Origin of the sequence: Kineococcus gypseus (genome assembly GCF_050871305.1) — a bacterium.
Taxonomy (GTDB): Bacteria; Actinomycetota; Actinomycetes; order Actinomycetales; family Kineococcaceae; genus Kineococcus; species Kineococcus gypseus.
Map to the genome: position 1 here is coordinate 1 of NZ_JBJLRD010000071.1, position 16,701 is coordinate 16,701.

General features: G+C 74.8%; 15 protein-coding genes and 1 pseudogene. 13 read left to right on the top strand and 3 right to left on the bottom strand.

Going from position 1 to position 16,701, the window contains the following annotated elements; all coding sequences use genetic code 11:
• Positions 1–109 precede the first annotated feature (109 nt).
• Positions 110–952 (top strand): beta-galactosidase small subunit, encoded by an 843-nt coding sequence (locus tag ACRYMN_RS19155; protein WP_432498605.1) that lies wholly within the window; start codon positions 110–112, stop codon positions 950–952.
• A 110-nt stretch (positions 953–1,062) separates the two neighbouring features.
• Positions 1,063–1,305 carry a DUF6458 family protein gene (locus ACRYMN_RS19160; RefSeq protein WP_432498607.1) on the top strand — a complete coding sequence of 81 codons (243 nt, stop codon included), beginning with the start codon at positions 1,063–1,065 and terminating at the stop codon, positions 1,303–1,305.
• A 33-nt stretch (positions 1,306–1,338) separates the two neighbouring features.
• On the opposite strand, the gene ACRYMN_RS19165 is transcribed toward ACRYMN_RS19160, so the two are convergent.
• Both ACRYMN_RS19165 and ACRYMN_RS19170 read right to left on the bottom strand, forming a co-directional pair.
• Positions 1,339–2,091 (bottom strand): M15 family metallopeptidase, encoded by a 753-nt coding sequence (locus tag ACRYMN_RS19165; protein WP_432498610.1) that lies wholly within the window; start codon positions 2,089–2,091, stop codon positions 1,339–1,341.
• Between the two features lie 108 nt (positions 2,092–2,199).
• A complete protein-coding gene (locus tag ACRYMN_RS19170) occupies positions 2,200–3,414 on the bottom strand; it encodes a pyridoxal phosphate-dependent aminotransferase (RefSeq protein WP_432498641.1) in 1,215 nt (404 codons plus the stop codon).
• 99 nt (positions 3,415–3,513) lie between these two features.
• Between ACRYMN_RS19170 and trpS the strand changes: the two genes are divergently transcribed.
• The 10 genes from trpS to fdhA all read left to right on the top strand — a co-directional run bounded on the left by trpS (position 3,514) and on the right by fdhA (position 14,242).
• Positions 3,514–4,548, top strand: a complete 1,035-nt coding sequence (gene trpS, locus ACRYMN_RS19175) for a tryptophan--tRNA ligase (protein ID WP_432498613.1) — start codon at positions 3,514–3,516, stop codon at positions 4,546–4,548.
• A 107-nt stretch (positions 4,549–4,655) separates the two neighbouring features.
• Positions 4,656–5,156, top strand: coding sequence for a 2'-5' RNA ligase family protein (locus ACRYMN_RS19180; RefSeq protein ID WP_432498616.1), 501 nt, complete (start codon positions 4,656–4,658; stop codon positions 5,154–5,156).
• A gap of 16 nt (positions 5,157–5,172) precedes the next feature.
• A complete protein-coding gene (locus tag ACRYMN_RS19185; protein ID WP_432498618.1) occupies positions 5,173–6,255 on the top strand; it encodes a YihY/virulence factor BrkB family protein in 1,083 nt (360 codons plus the stop codon).
• A 72-nt stretch (positions 6,256–6,327) separates the two neighbouring features.
• Positions 6,328–6,555, top strand: coding sequence for an SCO4848 family membrane protein (locus ACRYMN_RS19190; RefSeq protein ID WP_432498621.1), 228 nt, complete (start codon positions 6,328–6,330; stop codon positions 6,553–6,555).
• 43 nt (positions 6,556–6,598) lie between these two features.
• On the top strand, positions 6,599–7,618 hold the full coding sequence (locus tag ACRYMN_RS19195; protein WP_432498624.1) for a LacI family DNA-binding transcriptional regulator: 1,020 nt from the start codon (positions 6,599–6,601) through the stop codon (positions 7,616–7,618).
• A gap of 238 nt (positions 7,619–7,856) precedes the next feature.
• Positions 7,857–9,164 carry an extracellular solute-binding protein gene (locus ACRYMN_RS19200; RefSeq protein WP_432498626.1) on the top strand — a complete coding sequence of 436 codons (1,308 nt, stop codon included), beginning with the start codon at positions 7,857–7,859 and terminating at the stop codon, positions 9,162–9,164.
• A 136-nt stretch (positions 9,165–9,300) separates the two neighbouring features.
• Positions 9,301–10,284 (top strand): carbohydrate ABC transporter permease, encoded by a 984-nt coding sequence (locus ACRYMN_RS19205; RefSeq protein ID WP_432498629.1) that lies wholly within the window; start codon positions 9,301–9,303, stop codon positions 10,282–10,284.
• Positions 10,281–11,177: a carbohydrate ABC transporter permease gene (locus ACRYMN_RS19210; RefSeq protein ID WP_432498632.1), complete on the top strand. Its 897-nt coding sequence runs from the start codon at positions 10,281–10,283 to the stop codon at positions 11,175–11,177. Before ACRYMN_RS19205 ends, ACRYMN_RS19210 begins: the two co-directional genes overlap by 4 nt.
• A gap of 120 nt (positions 11,178–11,297) precedes the next feature.
• The gene (locus ACRYMN_RS19215) at positions 11,298–12,803 is read left to right on the top strand and encodes a GH1 family beta-glucosidase (protein WP_432498634.1); all 1,506 of its coding nucleotides are present in this window, start codon (positions 11,298–11,300) and stop codon (positions 12,801–12,803) included.
• A 179-nt stretch (positions 12,804–12,982) separates the two neighbouring features.
• On the top strand, positions 12,983–14,242 hold the full coding sequence (gene fdhA, locus ACRYMN_RS19220; RefSeq protein ID WP_432498637.1) for a formaldehyde dehydrogenase, glutathione-independent: 1,260 nt from the start codon (positions 12,983–12,985) through the stop codon (positions 14,240–14,242).
• 51 nt (positions 14,243–14,293) lie between these two features.
• On the opposite strand, the gene ACRYMN_RS19225 is transcribed toward fdhA, so the two are convergent.
• Positions 14,294–15,463 (bottom strand): ROK family transcriptional regulator, encoded by a 1,170-nt coding sequence (locus ACRYMN_RS19225; RefSeq protein ID WP_432498639.1) that lies wholly within the window; start codon positions 15,461–15,463, stop codon positions 14,294–14,296.
• Positions 15,464–15,569: 106 nt separating this feature from the next.
• Here ACRYMN_RS19225 and ACRYMN_RS19230 point away from each other — a divergent pair.
• A pseudogene (locus ACRYMN_RS19230) lies at positions 15,570–16,697 on the top strand (sugar ABC transporter ATP-binding protein); the annotation flags it as partial.
• Positions 16,698–16,701: the final 4 nt, after the last annotated feature.

Sequence of the window (16,701 nt, forward strand, 5' to 3'; positions counted from 1 at the left end):
CGTCACTCCTGCGGTGGGGTCCGGGTCCTGGTGGGCGCGGGGGGGCGCCGGGCGGGCGGGGGGGCGTGTCCAGCTGACCCCTCGGGGCCCGGCGCCGGCGGGGGAGCCGGTGGCGCCGGTGCGCCGCGGCGCGGACGTGCTGCTGGGCGCCGCGGTGCTCGACGCGCGCACCGGGGCGCTGCGCTCCCTGGGCGACCTGCCCGTCGAGGAGGGGCCGGTGCTGGACCTGTGGCGCGCGCCCACCGACAACGACGCCGGCCTGCACGGCGAGGCGCTGGAGCGCACCTGGCGGGCCCTGGGGCTGGACCGCCTGCGCACCCGCACCGCCTCCGCCGCCGTCGTGGGCGACGAGTTCGTCGTCACCACCCGCACCGCCGCCGCGGGCACCGACGCGGGGTTCGTCGCCGTCCTGCGCTGGTCCGCGGACACCTCCGGCGCGCTGCGCCTGCGGGTGGAGCTCGCCCCCGACCTGCCCACCGGGGCGCTGGGCGCCCCGCTGCCGCGGCTGGGGGTGCGCCTGCGCCTGCCGCGCGGGCTGGAGCGGGTGACGTGGTTCGGCCGCGGGCCGGGGGAGGCCTACGCCGACACCGGCGCCGCCACCCGGGTGGGCCGCTTCGGCGCCACCGTGGAGGAGCTGCAGACGCCGTACGTGCGCCCGCAGGAGAACGGCCGGCGCGCCGACGCGCGCTGGCTGGAGCTGCGCGGGCCCGCCGGGGCGCTGCGCGTGGAGGGCGACCCGCTGGTCTCCTTCAGCGCGCGCCGCTGGAGCACCGCCGAGCTCGACGCCGCCGCCCACACCGCCGAGCTGGCCGCCGGGGCCTCGCTGCACCTGCACCTCGACGTCGCCCAGCACGGCATCGGCACCGGCTCCTGCGGGCCCGGCGCGCTGCCGCAGCACCGCCTGGAGGCCGTCCCGCGCTCCTTCGCCCTGGTGCTGCGCCCGCCGGGGTGAGCTGCGCCCGCGCCGCCGGCGGGGCCGCGACGGCGAGCGCCGGGTGGGCCGCCCGGGTGGTGCGGCGCGTCTCGACGTGCGTCCGGGCGCCGAGGCGGCAACCTGGGGGGATGCGCCTGGGAACCAGCATCTTCCTCATCGCCCTCGGGGCGATCTTCGCCTTCGCCGTGAACTTCTCGCTCTCCGGCATCGACCTGCGCACGGTCGGGGTCATCCTCATGCTGGTCGGCGTGCTGGGCATCGTGCTCGAGTTCGCGCTCTTCCGGCCGCGTGCCCGCACCACCACGAGCGTGACGAGCGTGGACCCCTCCGACCCCTCGACGGTGCGCCGCTCCACCACGCGCGACGTCTGAGCCGCCCGGGCCCCGGCGTCCCCGGACCGCCGCTCAGGCGGGGTAGGGGCCGCCGGGCAGGTCGAAGTGCTCCTCCAGGGTGCGCGTGCCGCGCCGGCGCATGCGCTCGAGCAGGTCGGTGCCGACCCAGCGGTAGTGCCACGGCTCGAAGTCGTAGCCGGTGACCGCCGTGCGGTCGGCCGGGTAGCGCAGCAGGAAGCCGAACTCCCCGGCCCGCGCCGCCAGCCAGCGCGCCTCCGGGGTGTCCTGGTAGCAGCCCTGCAGCGCGCAGCCGGGGCTGGTGGCGCTGCCGAAGTCGACGGCCAGGCCGGTCTGGTGCTCGCTGTGCCCGGGCCGGGCGGACACGCGCTCAGCGGCGGCGAGGCCGTCGCGCGCCACGGCCCGCTCGTGCACCGCGCGCTGGTGCTCCACGGAGCGGTACCCGCTGGTGATCGGCAGCTCGACGCCCTCGGCGCGCGCGGCGGCCAGCAGGGCGCCCAGGTGCGGGGCGACGACGGCGGCGACCGGCTTGCCGGCCACCTCCACCAGCGCCGCGGGGGCGTAGCCCGGCGGGTCGATCGGCAGCCGCTTGTTCACCACGACCCACGGGCTGCCCGCCGCGCTCGTCGAGGGCAGCTGCACCGGGTCGGCCCCGGCCGTGGTGCCGCCGCGCAGCTGACCGGCCCCGGCGGCCGCGGCCCCGGCGGCGAGCACCCCCAGCAGGAGCCGGCGGCGGGCCACCACGGTGCTGCGGCTGTAGCGGCGGCGCCCGTCGGGCAGGCGCTCGGCGGCGAAGGGCGACGGCACGGCGGGCCTCCCTCGGGTCGGCGGGTCCGCGCGCGCGGACGGGGCGATCCTGCCGACCCGCGCCCCCGCGGCGGCGGCGCCGCGCCGGTGCGCCGCGCCGGTGCGCCCTCAGCCGCGGCTGCGCTTGTCCAGGAAGTCGGCGATGCGGCCCACGGCCGTCTCCAGCTCCTCCACGCGCGGCAGCGTGACGATGCGGAAGTGGTCCGGCCTGGGCCAGTTGAAGCCGGTGCCCTGCACGACGAAGACGTGCTGCTGCTCCAGCAGGTCCAGGATGAGCTGGTAGTCGTCCTCGACGTGGTGGACCTGCGGGTCCAGGCGCGGGAAGCAGTACAGCGCCCCGCGCGGGCGCACGCAGCTGACGCCGGGGATCTCGTTGAGCAGCCGCCAGGTCAGCTCCGCCTGCTCGGCCAGCCGGCCGCCGGGCAGGACGAGGTCGTCGATCGACTGGTGCCCGCCGAGGGCCGCCTGCACCGCGTGCTGGGCGGGGACGTTCGCGCACAGGCGCATGTTCGCCAGCAGGTCCAGGCCCTCGATGTACCCGCGGGCGTGGTGGGTGGGGCCGGAGACGACCATCCAGCCGGAGCGGAAGCCGGCCACCCGGTACGCCTTGGACAGCCCGTTGAACGTCAGGCACATCAGGTCCGGGGCCAGCGCCGCCGTGGACACGTGGGTGGCGCCGTCGTAGAGGATCTTCTCGTAGATCTCGTCGGACAGGACGAGCAGGCCGTGCTCGCGCGCCACCTCCAGCACCCCGCGCAGCACCTCCGGGCCGTAGACCGCGCCGGTGGGGTTGTTGGGGTTGATGACCACCAGCGCCTTGGTGCGCGGGGTGACCCGCGAGCGCAGGTGCTCCACGTCGGGCACCCAGTCCGCGGACTCGTCGCACAGGTAGTGCACCGGCCGCCCGCCGGCCAGGCTGACCGCCGCCGTCCACAGCGGGTAGTCCGGCGCCGGCACGAGGACCTCGTCGCCCTCGTCCAGCAGCGCCTGCATCGCCATGACGATGAGCTCGCTGACGCCGTTGCCCATGTAGACGTCGTCGACGTCCACGCCGGTGATCCCCTTGGACTCGCTGTGCTGGACCACGGCGCGCCGCGCCGAGAGCAGGCCCTTGCTGTCGCTGTAGCCCTGCGCTACCGGCAGGTTGGCGACGATGTCCTCCAGCAGCTCCGGCGGCGCCTCGAAGCCGAAGGGGGCGGGGTTGCCGATGTTGAGCTTGAGGACGCGGTGCCCGGCGTGCTCCAGCTCGTGCGCGCGCGTCAGGGCGGGGCCGCGCACGTCGTACAGGACGTCGGCGAGCTTGGAGGACTGACCCAGGTGCACCACGTGGTCATCCTGCCACCGGGGCCCGCGGCGGGGGCGTGCGCGCCGCGCCCGCCGCCCCGGGCCGGTCGGGCCGCGCGCGGCTGGCAGGATGGAGGCATGGAGCAGTCGCCAGCGCAGGGGACGGGGGCGCGACCGCGCCTGCTGTCGGGGATGCAGCCGACCTCCGGCTCGCTGCACCTGGGCAACTACCTCGGTGCGCTGACGCAGTGGGTGGCCCTGCAGGAGACCCACGAGGCCCTCTACTGCGTCGTGGACCTGCACGCCCTGACCGTCGCCCCGGACCCGGCCGCGCTGCGCGAGCGCACCCGGGTCACCGCCGCCCAGTACGTCGCCGCGGGGGTGGACCCGGAGCGCTCGACGCTGTTCGTGCAGAGCCACGTGCCCGCCCACGCCGAGCTCGCGTGGGTGCTCTCCTGCCTGACCGGCTTCGGCGAGGCCGGCCGGATGACGCAGTTCAAGGACAAGTCCGCCAAGCAGGGCTCCGAGGGCACCACCGTGGGGCTGTTCACCTACCCGGTGCTCATGGCCGCCGACATCCTGCTCTACCGGGCCGCCGAGGTGCCCGTGGGCGAGGACCAGCGCCAGCACCTGGAGCTGACGCGCGACCTCGCCCAGCGCTTCAACGGCCGCTACGGCGAGACCTTCGTCGTGCCCGAGCCGTACATCCTGGCGGAGACGGCCAAGATCTACGACCTGCAGGAGCCGGGGTCGAAGATGAGCAAGTCCTCCTCCTCGCCCGGCGGCATCGTCGACGTCATGGACGAGCCGGCGGTCACGGCGAAGAAGATCCGCTCGGCCGTCACCGACACCGGCCGCGAGGTGCGCTTCGACCCGGTGGGCAAGCCCGGGGTGTCCAACCTGCTGGCCATCCACTCGGCGCTGTCCGGGCGCAGCACCGCCCAGCTGGAGGCCGACTTCGCCGGCCGCGGCTACGGCGACCTCAAGAAGGAGCTGGCCGAGGTCGTCACCGACGCCCTGGCCCCCGTGCGCGCGCGCACCCGCGAGCTCATGGCCGACCCCGGTGCGCTCGACGAGCTGCTCGCGCGCGGCGCCGAGCGCGCCGACGCCCTCGCCGAGGAGACCCTCGCCCAGGTCTACGAGCGGGTGGGGCTCGTGGGCCGGAGGCGGTGAGCGCCCTCGGCGGGCGGGCCCGGGCGGCCCTCGCCCGGCCCGCGACGCGTCCCGCGACCCGCCCCGCGACCCGCCCCGCACCGCGCGCGGGCACGCGCACCATCGGGGTGTCCATCCCCGTGCCCGACCCGCACGCCGCGGAGCTGACCGCCCACCGCGCCGACTTCGGCGACCCGCTGGCGCACGCGGTGCCCCCGCACATCACCCTGCTGCCGCCCAGCGAGCTGCCCGCCGGGGCGCTGGAGGAGGTGCGCGCCCACCTGCGGCGCACCGCCGCCGAGCAGGCGCCCTTCGTCGTGCACCTGCGCGGCACGGCCACCTTCCGGCCCGTCTCCCCGGTGGTCTTCGTGCAGCTCTCGCGCGGCATCTCCGAGTGCGAGCTGCTGCAGTCCCGCGTGCGCCGCGGGCCGCTGACGCGCGAGCTGTCCTTCCCCTTCCACCCCCACGTCACCGTCGCCCACGACGTGCCCGAGCCCGCCCTGGACCGCGCCGAGCTCGTGTTGCGCGACTGGGAGGCGACCTTCACCGTGAAGGGGTTCAGCCTCTACGAGCACGGAGCCGACGGCGTCTGGCGGCCACGGGAGGACTTCGGCTTCACCGCACGGTAGAGGAGCTCCAGCGCCGGTGGGTGTCCTGCAGCGTGCCCAGGGGCTCCTCGCCCGGTTCAGGGCGAGCCACCCCGGGCGCGCGTACCAGCGCTACAGCGACGCGCGCGGCAACGTCCTCGCCGGCGGGATCGCCTACTTCGCCTTCTTCTCGATCTTCCCGGCGCTCGCGGTGGGCCTGATGGTCCTGGGGTTCACCATGCGCGGCTTCCCCGAGGTGCGCGACGCGGTCGTCAGCACGCTCGTCGACGGCGCGGGCGACTACCTGCCGGGCCTGGTGCACGCCGGCACCCGGCCCGGGGGCGTGCAGGCGCCGGGCATCTGGATCGGCGACTACCTCGACCGCACCTCGCTCACCCTGGGCCTGGTCCTGTCCCTGGGCACGCTGCTGTTCACCGGCCTGGGCTGGATCGACGGCATGCGCCAGGGCATCCGCGCCGCCTTCGGCGAGGACGCGCGCGCCGGCAACCCGGTGCTGCTGAAGCTGCGCGACCTGGTGGTCCTCCTCGTCATCGGCACCGGCGTGGCCCTGAGCGTCAGCGCCGTGGTCCTGACCAACGGCGCCGGGCGCTGGCTGCTGGGGCTGTTCGGGGTGCAGGGCACCACCGCGGGGGAGTGGCTGCTCGCCGCGGCCGGCGCCGCCGTGGCCCTGGTGATCGACACCTGCACCTTCCTGGCGGTCTTCCGGGTGCTGCCGGGGGCCGACGTGCCGCTGCGCCACCTGCTCTCCGGCGCCGTCATCGGCGGGGTCGGCATCGGGCTGCTCAAGCAGTTCGGCATCCGCTTCGCGCGGGGCAGCGCGCAGGGCAACGAGTTCCTCGGGGCGGCGGCGAGCGTGGTGGTGCTGCTGGTGCTGATGAACCTCGTCGGCCGGCTCGTGCTGCTGGCCGCCGCCTGGGCGGCCACGGTGGCCGAGGACGCCGGCACGCTGCTGGAGCGGGTCGTGGCCGACTACCGCGTGCCGCTGGGCCCGCTGCCGGCGGACCACCCCTCGGAGGCGGGCCGGCGGGGCCGGGGGCGCTCGGCGCTGGCGACCGGGGCGCTGGGTGCGGGGGCGCTGCTGGCGCTGCGCCGCGCCGCGCGCACCGCGCTGCGCCGCTGACCCCCGCGGGGGCGCTGCCTGCTCTAGCATCGGGCGAGCGGAGGGGGCCGTTCCCTCTGCGAGGATGGCCCCGTGGTCCTGTCGCGACGCGCCAGCGCGTTCCTCGTCGCCTTCGGCGCCTGGAGCTGGTTCATCTGGCCGAACTTCCTGAGGAACATCTGGGACGACGAGAGGTCGTTCTCGGACGGCCCGCAGCCGTTCCTCCTCGTCCACCTCGTGCTGGTGGTCGTCAGCCTCGCGCTGGGCACGGCCATCGCCGCCCTGGGGGTCCGCGGTCTGCGCGGGGCGCGCCGCCGCTGAGACCCCGTCGCGACCCGCCCGGGTCCCAACCGCAGGAGGAGCCGTGCACAGCACCAGCGCCCCGACCCTGGAGTCCGTCGCGGCCCTCGCCGGCGTCTCGCGCGCCACCGCGGGGCGGGTCCTGGCCGGCTACGGCCGCGTCAGCCCCGGCGCGCGCGAGGCGGTGCTGCGCGCCGCCTCGGAGCTCTCGTACGTGCCCAACCAGGCCGCCCGGCAGCTGGTGACGCGCCGCAGCGGCTCGGTGGCCCTCGTGGTCGTCGAGCCCGTCGAGCGCTTCTTCTCCGACTCGTACTTCCCGCTCGTGCTCAACGGCGCGCAGGCGCACCTGGCCGAGCGCGAGGTGCAGCTGGTGCTGGTGGTGCTCTCCACGGCGCGCGAGCGCGAGCGCTTCGAGCGCTACGCGCGCAGCGGGCACGTCGACGGCGCCATCCTCGTCTCGGTGCACGGCCCGGACCCGCTGCCGCAGCACCTGGCCGACGCGGGCATCCCCGTGGTGATGTCCGGGCGGCCCTTCGAGGACTCCTCCACGGTCCCGTACGTCTCCGCCGACAACGTCGGCGGGGCGCGCACCGCTACCCGCCACCTCCTCGAGCGCGGCTGCCGCAAGGTGGTCACCGTGACCGGCCCGATGGACATGCGCGTGGGCCAGGACCGCCTGGAGGGCTTCCGCGCCGAGCTGGTGGCCCACCGGCGGCGGTACTCGCCGAAGCTGGCGGCGGCGGGGGACTTCACCGTCAGCGGGGGGCGCCAGGCCACCGAGGAGCTGCTGGCGCGCCACCCCGACCTCGACGGCGTCTTCGCCGCCAACGACCTCATGGCCGCCGGCGTGCTGCAGGCGCTGGCGGCCGCCGGGCGCCCGGTGCCCGAGCGGGTGCGCGTGGTCGGCTTCGACGACGCCCCGCTGGCGTCGGCGGCCACCCCGCCGCTGACCACCGTGCGCCAGCCGGTGGTGCAGATGGGCCGCGAGCTGGCGCGCATGCTGCTCGCCGTCGTCGACGGCGCCGCGGTGGCGCCCGAGCCCGTCGTGGTGCCCACCGTGCTCGTCGAGCGCGCCACCTCCTGACCCGCGCGGCCGCTGCGGTCACGACGGCGTGACGAGCCGGTCACGACGGCACGACGAGCCGGTCACCGCGGGACGAGTTCCGCGCGAGTCGTTGACAGCGGTGGGTGAGGGGGGCCACTCTCTACGCATCCCGTGAGAGCGCTCTCACCCGGGACGGCCCTCTCTGAGAGCGCTCTCAGCACCGAGACCCGTGATCAACGACGATCCGCCGCACGCGGCGGGGCCCGAGGAGTTCCCCATGGCGAATGTCCGGAAGACCACGCTCGCCGCCGCCGCCGCGGCGGTCAGCGGCGCGCTGCTGCTGTCCTCGTGCAGCACCTCCGACGCCGGTTCCGCCGACGCGGCGGCCGCCGACGGCAAGACCCAGCTCACCGTCAGCCTGTTCGGCACCTTCGGCATGGAGGAGGCCGGGTTGTTCGACGAGTACGAGCAGCTCAACCCGGACGTGACCATCAGGTACGAGTCCACCCAGGGCGAGGACGAGTACTGGCCCGCGCTGCAGACGAAGCTGGCCTCCGGCAACGGCGTCGCCGACATCCAGGGCATCGAGGTCGGCCGCATCGCCGACGTCGTGGCCAACCAGCCGGACAGGTGGGCCGACCTGTCCGGCACCCCCGCCGGCGACCAGGTCGCCGACTTCCCGGAGTGGAAGTCCGCCGCCGCCACCACCGAGGACGGCAAGGTCCTCGGCATGGGCACCGACATCGGCCCGATGGGCCTGTGCTACCGCAGCGACCTGCTGCAGCAGGCCGGCCTGCCCACCGACCCCGCCGAGCTGTCCGCGCGCCTGACCTCCTGGGACGACTACGTCGCGCTGGGCCGCGAGTTCAAGGCCGCCGCCCCCGCGGGCACCGCCTGGATGGACTCCGCGGGCGGGTTCTACAACGCCATCATCTCCACCGAGGAGGAGATCTACTACGACGAGGCCGGCGAGCTGGTCTGGGACAGCAACCCCGCCGTCAGGGACGCCTTCGACACCGCCGCGGCCGCGGCGCAGGAGGGCCTGACCGCCAAGCTGGAGCAGTTCACGGACCCCGCCTGGGACACCGGTTTCGGCAGCGGCTCGTTCGCCACCATCGCCTGCCCCGCGTGGATGGTCGGTTACATCAAGGGCAAGGCCGGTGACGCCGGCTCGGGCAAGTGGAACGTCACCTCGCTGCCGGGCGGCGCGGGCGGCAACTGGGGCGGCGCGTACCTGGCCATCCCCGAGTCCAGCGACAACAAGGAGCAGGCCGCCGAGCTCGTCGCGTGGCTGACGGCCCCCGAGCAGCAGGCCAAGGTCTTCGAGACCGGCGGCAACTTCCCGTCGAACACCGGCGCCTTCGAGCTGGTCTCGGGCACGACCGACGAGTACTTCCAGAACGCCCCGATCGGGCAGATCTTCGCCGACGCGGCCGAGGCCGCTCCCACCCAGATCCTGGGCGAGGAGGACGCGGTCGTGAAGTCCGCCCTGGTGCAGGCCCTGCTGTCCGTCGAGGTCAACGGCGTGAGCCCGGCCGACGCGTGGGAGAGCGCGGCGGCCGAGCTGGAGAACCAGATCAGCTGACGCACCACCCCCGAGCACGGGGCGGCCGCCCGCAGGCGGCCGCCCCGTTCCACCTCCGGGCCCGTCCGCGACCGCTGCCCCGGGACGGCTCCGCCCCAGCCCTGCTCCAGCCGAAACCCACCCGCGAGGAGACGTCGTGAGCGCTCCCAGCACGACCGCCCCGCCGGCCCCGGCCGGCCGAGGCGCGAAGACCCCCGCACCGGAGCAGTCGCTGCGTTCGCGGCTGTTCCGGTGGGAGGCCGTCACCGCCCCGTACGCCTACATCGCCCCGTTCTTCCTGTTGTTCTTCGCCTTCGGCCTCTTCCCGCTCGTCTACACGATGTGGATCAGCTTCCACTCGTACGACCTCGGCGGTGAGCCGGAGTTCAACGGCTGGGAGAACTACGTCTGGCTCTTCACGAGCGAGCCGTTCTACAACGCGCTGTGGAACACCTTCACGCTCGGCGTGCTGTCCACCGTGCCGCAGCTGTGCGTGGCGATCGGCCTGGCGCACCTGCTGAACTACCGCATGCGCGGGCGCAACTTCTTCCGCGTGACGATGATGATGCCGTACGCCACCTCGGTGGCCGCCTCGACGCTGGTGTTCGCGCAGATCTTCGGCCGCGACAACGGCCTGGCCAACTGGCTGCTCTCCCTGGTCGGCGTGGACGCCCTGGACTGGCGCAACGGCGACCTCAGCGCCCAGATCGCCATCTCCATCATCGTCATCTGGCGCTGGACGGGCTACAACGCCCTCATCTACCTGGCCGGCATGCAGTCCATCTCGCACGACCTCTACGAGGCCGCGGCGCTGGACGGCGCGAACCGCTGGCAGCAGTTCGTGCACGTGACCCTGCCGGGCCTGCGTCCCACGATCCTCTTCACCGTCGTGGTCTCCACGATCGGCGCGACCCAGCTGTTCGGCGAGCCGCTGCTCTTCGGCGGCAACGTCAACGGCGGGGCGCTGGGCCAGTACCAGACGCTGGGGCTGTTCATGTACCAGCAGGGCTGGGCCTACGGCGCCCTGGGCCGGGCCGCCACCATCGCGTGGGTGACGTTCCTGCTCATCATCGTGCTCGTCCTGCTCAACACCGCGCTGGCCCGCTGGCGCGACCGCGACCGCGAAGGAGCCCGGCGATGACCGCGACGACCGTCCGCGACGCCGCCCTGGCGGCGCCCACCCCGGCGGGCGAGGGGCGCCGCAAGCGCTACCGCGCCCCCGACGCCGCCGGCTGGCTGACCTACGTGCTGCTGAGCATCACGGCCTTCGTGTTCCTCGTGCCGTTCTACTACATGATCGTCGCGGCGAGCCGGCCGATGTCGGAGATGACGCAGTCCCCGCCGCCGTTCCTGCCCGGTCCCTACCTGTGGCAGAACATCACCACGGCGCTGGAGCAGCAGGCCATCGGCCTGGCCATCGTGAACTCCCTCGTCGTCTCCGGCGTCACGACGATCGGCACCCTGCTGTTCTGCACGCTGGCCGGTTTCGCGTTCGCCAAGCTGCGCTTCAAGGGCAAGAACGTCCTGTTCGCCGTGACCATCGGCACGCTGATGATCCCGCCGACGCTGGGCGTCGTGCCGCTGTACAAGATCATGTCGGACTGGGGCCTGGCGGGCCGGCTGGAGTCGGTCATCCTGCCCTCGCTGGTGACCGCCTTCGGCGTGTTCTTCATGCGCCAGTACCTCGTGCAGACCCTGCCCGACGAGCTGCTCGAGGCGGCGAAGGTCGACGGCGCCTCCTCCGCGCGCACCGTGTTCAGCATCGTGCTGCCCATCGCCCGCCCCGGCATGGCGGTCCTGGGGATGCTCACCTTCATGACGGCCTGGAACGACTTCTTCTGGCCCGTCATCGCGCTGAACTCCTCGATGCCCACCGTGCAGGTCGCGCTGAACAACCTCGGCAGCGGCTACGTGCCCGACACCTCGATCATCATGGCCGGCACCCTCGTGGGCACCCTGCCCGTGATCGTCGTGTTCGTGCTGCTCGGCAAGCAGATCGTCAGCGGGATCATGGCCGGCGCCGTCAAGGGCTGAGCCGCCCCGCACCACCACCAGCACGCCCCGCACGCCCTGCACGCCCCGCAGCACCCGTCCACCCGACCCCGCACCAGGGAGGAGGCGGTGCCGCGCGCCCCGGCGCCGGCACCGACCCGCATGACCACCACCGAGGAACGCCCCACCGGCCCCACGAGCACCGCCACGACCGCTGCGGTCCCCGCCGCCCGCCCCGCCGGGGCCGGTGACGAGCGCGCCTTCCCTGCGGGCTTCGTCTGGGGCACGGCCACGGCCTCGTACCAGATCGAGGGCGCCGCGGCGCAGGACGGCCGCACCCCCTCCATCTGGGACACCTTCAGCCACACCCCCGGCAGGGTGGCCGGCGGCGACACCGGCGACGTGGCCGACGACCACTACCACCGCTTCCGCGAGGACATCGCGATCATGAAGCGGCTGGGCATGGCCTCGTACCGCTTCTCGGTGGCGTGGCCGCGCATCACCCCGCAGGTGAGCGCCGACGCGCTCGGCCCGGTCAACGAGGCCGGCCTGGCGTTCTACTCCACGCTGGTCGACGAGCTGGTCGCCGCGGGCATCGAGCCGGCGATCACGCTGTACCACTGGGACCTGCCGCAGGCCCTGGAGGACGCCGGCGGCTGGACCTCGCGCGCCACCGCCGAGCGCTTCGCCGAGTACGCCGAGGTCGTCGCCGGCGCCCTGGGGGACCGGGTGCGCACCTTCATCACCCTCAACGAGCCGTGGTGCTCGGCGTACCTGGGCTACGCCTCCGGGGTGCACGCCCCCGGCCGCACCGAGCCGGCCTCCGCCCTGGCCGCGGTGCACCACCTCAACCTCGCCCACGGGCTGGGCGCCGCCGCGGTGCGCCGCGCCGCCCCCGGCGCCCGCGTCGCCCTGACCCTGAACCTCGCCTGGGTGCGCACCGAGCGCGGCACCGACGCCGACCACGACGCGGTGCGCCGCGTCGACGGCCTGCAGAACCGCGTCTTCCTCGACCCGGTGCTCACGGGCAGCTACCCGGCCGACGTCCTGGCCGACACCGCCCTGGTCAGCGACTGGTCCTTCGTGCGCGAGGGCGACCTGGAGCTCATCCACCAGCCGCTGGACGTGCTGGGCGTGAACTACTACAGCCCCACCGTGGTGCAGGCGTGGGACGGCACCGGCCCGCGCGCCGAGGCCGACGGCCACGGCGCCAGCGAGCACTCGCCCTGGGTGGCCTCGAACCACCTCGTGGAGTTCCCCGAGCTGCCCGGGCACAAGACGGCCATGGGCTGGAGCGTGGACCCGCGCGGCATGACCGAGCTGCTGCTGCGGGTGCACCGCGAGCACCCCGGCCTGGAGCTGGTGGTCACCGAGAACGGCGCGGCGTACCCCGACGTCGTCGTGGGCGGGCGCGTGCACGACCTGGAGCGCACCCGCTACCTGCGCGACCACCTGGCCGCCGTGCTCGACGCGGTCGAGGCCGGCGCCCCGGTGACCGGCTACTACCTGTGGTCGTTCCTGGACAACTTCGAGTGGGGCTACGGCTTCTCGAAGCGCTTCGGGATCGTGCACGTGGACTACGCCACCCAGGAGCGCACCGTCAAGGACAGCGCCCTGTGGTACGCCTCGGTCGTCGAGCGCAACGCGGTGCCCACCGCGCAGGTCTGACGGCCGCGCGGCCGCGCGGGTCCGGGCCCGGACGGGTCCGGGCCCGCACGGGGCGGGAGCCGGACGGGACCGGGGTGAGACGGTGCCGTCGGGCCCTTGCGGTCGGCGCCCGGGAGCGGTGCACTGTGCTCCCGGGCGCCGACGCCGGTGTCGGTGCCTTGAGCAGAAGGGCTGACCCGGTGACCACCACGAGCACGACCAGGCCCCCCAGCAGCAGCGCCTCGACGGGCAACCGCGCCGTCGCCTACCTCGAGCCGGGCAGGGTCGAGGTCCAGACCATCGACTACCCGACCTTCGAGCTCAAGGACGGTCCCGGTGTCAACCCGGCCAACGTGGGCCGGCGCGTCGACCACGGGGTGGTCCTCAAGCTCGTCGCCACCAACATCTGCGGCTCCGACCAGCACATGGTGCGCGGGCGCACGACCGCACCGCCCAACCTCGTCCTCGGCCACGAGATCACCGGCGAGGTCGTGGAGAAGGGCCGCGACGTGGAGTTCCTCCAGGTCGGCGACCTGGTCTCGGTGCCCTTCAACATCGCCTGCGGCCGCTGTCGCAACTGCAAGGAGCGCAAGACCGGCATCTGCCTCAACGTCAACCCCGACCGGCCCGGCTCGGCGTACGGCTACGTCGACATGGGCGGCTGGGTGGGCGGTCAGGCCGAGTACGTGCTCGTGCCGTACGCGGACTTCAACTGCCTGAAGTTCCCCGACAAGGACCAGGCGATGGAGAAGATCCTCGACCTGACGATGCTCTCGGACATCTTCCCCACCGGCTTCCACGGCTGCGTCAGCGCCGGGGTGGGCGTCGGCTCCACCGTGTACGTCGCCGGGGCCGGGCCGGTGGGCCTGGCGGCCGCCGTGGGCGCGCAGCTGCTGGGCGCCGCGGTGGTCATCGTCGGCGACCTCAACCCCGAGCGGCTGCAGCGCGCCCGCGAGAACGGCTGCGAGACGGTCGACGTCTCCAAGGGCGACCCGAGGGACCAGATCGAGCAGATCCTCGGCGTGCCCGAGGTGGACTGCGGCGTGGACGCCGTCGGCTTCGAGGCGCGCGGGCACGGCTCCGGCGCCGCGAAGGAGGCCCCCGCGACGGTGCTGAACTCCCTGATGCAGATCACCGCCGCCGGCGGGGCGCTGGGCATCCCGGGCCTGTACGTCACCGGCGACCCCGGCGGCGTGGACGAGGCCGCCAAGCGCGGCTCCCTGTCGCTGGACCTGGGCACCGGCTGGGCGAAGTCGCTGTCGTTCACTACCGGCCAGTGCCCGGTGATGAAGTACCACCGCGGCCTGATGATGGCGATCCTGCACGACAAGGTGCAGATCGCGAAGGCCGTGGGCGCCACGCCCATCTCGCTGGACGAGGCGCCCGAGGCGTACCGGAGGTTCGACGCCGGCGCGCCGCAGAAGTTCGTCATCGACCCGCACGGGCTCATCCCGCGCTGAGCCGCCCGGCGCGGAGCCGGCCCGCCGCCCCGGCCCGGCCGGGGCGGCGGGTCAGGCCAGCCCGTCGAGCAGGTCGCCGGACAGGACGTGCTCGATGACCATCGTGCTGGCGCCCAGGACGCCGGCGCGCGCGCCGGCGCGGCTGGCCAGGATGCGCAGGTGCTGCGTGGCCAGCGGCAGCGAGCGCTGGTAGACCGCCTCGCGCACGCCGGCCAGCAGCTGCTCCCCGGCCCCCGCCAGGCTGCCGCCGACGACGATGACGGAGGGGTTCAGCAGGCTCACGCACGTGGCCAGCACCCGGCCCAGCGCGCGCCCCGCCTCGCGCACGGCCGCCGAGGCGCGCACGTCGCCGGCGTTGACCAGGGCCACCACGCCGGGGCCGTCCGCGGCCGCCAGCCCGGCCCGGGTCAGCTCCGCGGCGATCGCGCGCCCGCCGGCCACCGCCTCCAGGCAGCCGTTGTTGCCGCAGCGGCACGGCACGTCCTCGTTGCCCGGCACCACGACGTGGCCGAGGTCGCCGGCGGCGCCCTGGGCGCCGCGCAGCAGGTGCCCGTCGCTGATGAGGCCGGCGCCGATGCCGGTGGCCACCTTCACGAACAGCAGGTGCGGCACGTCGGCGTGCTCGGTGGCGTGCTCGCCCAGGGCCATGACGTTCACGTCGTTGTCGACCAGCACCGGCGCCGGCCCCAGCCGCTCGCGCACCAGCGCCCGCACGTCCGCGTCGTGCCAGCCCGGCATGATCGGCGGGTTGGCGGGCCGGCCCGTGGCGTGGTCGACCGGCCCGGGCAGGCCCACGCCCACCCCGACGACCTCCGGCACCGAGCGGCCCGCGGCGGCCAGCAGCCGGTGGCCCGTCGCGGCCACCAGGTCCAGCACGGCCTCGGGGCCCTCGCCGATCGCCACGGGTGCCTGCTCCTCGGCCAGCACGGTGGCGGCCAGGTCCGTGACGGCCACCCGCGCGTGCGTGGCGCCCAGGTCCACGGCCAGCACCACGCGCGCGGAGGGGTTGAAGGCGAAGGTGGCCGGCGGGCGCCCGCCCGTGGAGACCGCGCCGCCGGTCGGCGCGACCAGGTGGGCCGCCAGGAGCTGGTCCACGCGCTGGGAGATCGTCGAGCGGGCCTGACCGGTCAGCTGCGCCAGCTCGGCGCGCGTGCGCGGCTTGCCGTCGCGCAGCAGCTGCAGCGTGGAGGACAGCCCCCCGGCACCGGTGGGCAGGGACATGCGGCTCAGTAGAGCACGCCCGGCACCGGTGGGCAGCCGGATGTCGGCGCACCGGGCTGCGACTTCTGCTTGACGGGCGTCAGAAGCCGGGCCTACGTTTCGCGCCATGGTCGACGACGACCCTGGGGCCGGTTCCGGCCCGCCCGCCGCCGCGAGCGCGGTGGCCACGCCCCTGCTCGTCGCGCAGGGCATCGTCAAGGAGTTCTCCGGAGTGCGGGCCCTCGACGGCGTGGACCTCGAGGTCCGGCCGGGGGAGGTGCACTGCCTGCTCGGGCAGAACGGCGCCGGCAAGTCCACGCTCATCAAGGTGCTCGCCGGGGCGCACGCGCCCACGGCCGGGACCGTGGAGTGGTGCGGCGAGCCGGTCTCGCTGCCCTCGCCGGTGGCGGCCCTGCGCACCGGCATCGCCACGATGCACCAGGAGCTCGACGTGGTCGACGGCCTCAGCGTCGCCGAGAACGTCCACCTCGGGCACGAGCTCTCCCGCGGCGGGGTGACGCGCCGGCGCGAGGCGCACGCGCGCACCCGCGAACTGCTCGAGCGGCTCGGGCACGGCAACCTCCCGCCCTCGCGCGAGGTCGGTTCCCTGCCCGCGGCCGGCAAGCAGGTCGTCAGCATGGCGCGGGCCCTGTCCCACGACGCGCGCCTGATCGTCATGGACGAGCCGTCGGCGGTGCTGGACTCCGAGGAGGTCGCCAACCTGTTCCGGGTGGTGCGCCAGCTCACCGCCTCGGGCGTGGCGGTCCTGTACATCTCGCACCGGCTGGAGGAGATCCGCCGCATCGGCGACCGCATCACCGTCCTCAAGGACGGCCGCACCGTCGCCTCCGGCCTGCCGGTGGCCGGCACGCCGACCTCCGAGCTCATCCGGCTCATGACGGGCCGCTCCGTGCAGCAGGTCTTCCCCCCGCGCCGCCAGGTGCCCGCGGACCGGCCCGCGCTGCTGGAGGTGCGCGGCCTGGGCCTGCGCGGGGTGTTCTCGGACGTCTCCTTCGACGTGCACGCCGGGGAGGTCGTCGGCATCGCCGGCCTCGTCGGCTCGGGGCGCTCGGAGGTCCTCGAGGCGGTGTGCGGCGCGCGCCGGCCCACGTCGGGGCAGGTCCTCGTCGACGGCCGCCCGCTGCGGCCGGGTTCCGTGGGGCCGGCCGGGGGCGCGGGGGGCGCCCGGGCCCCCGCGGCGCGCCACATCCAGGGCCAGCTGCTCCACGACCCGGGGTACCGCAACATAAAACTTTAGA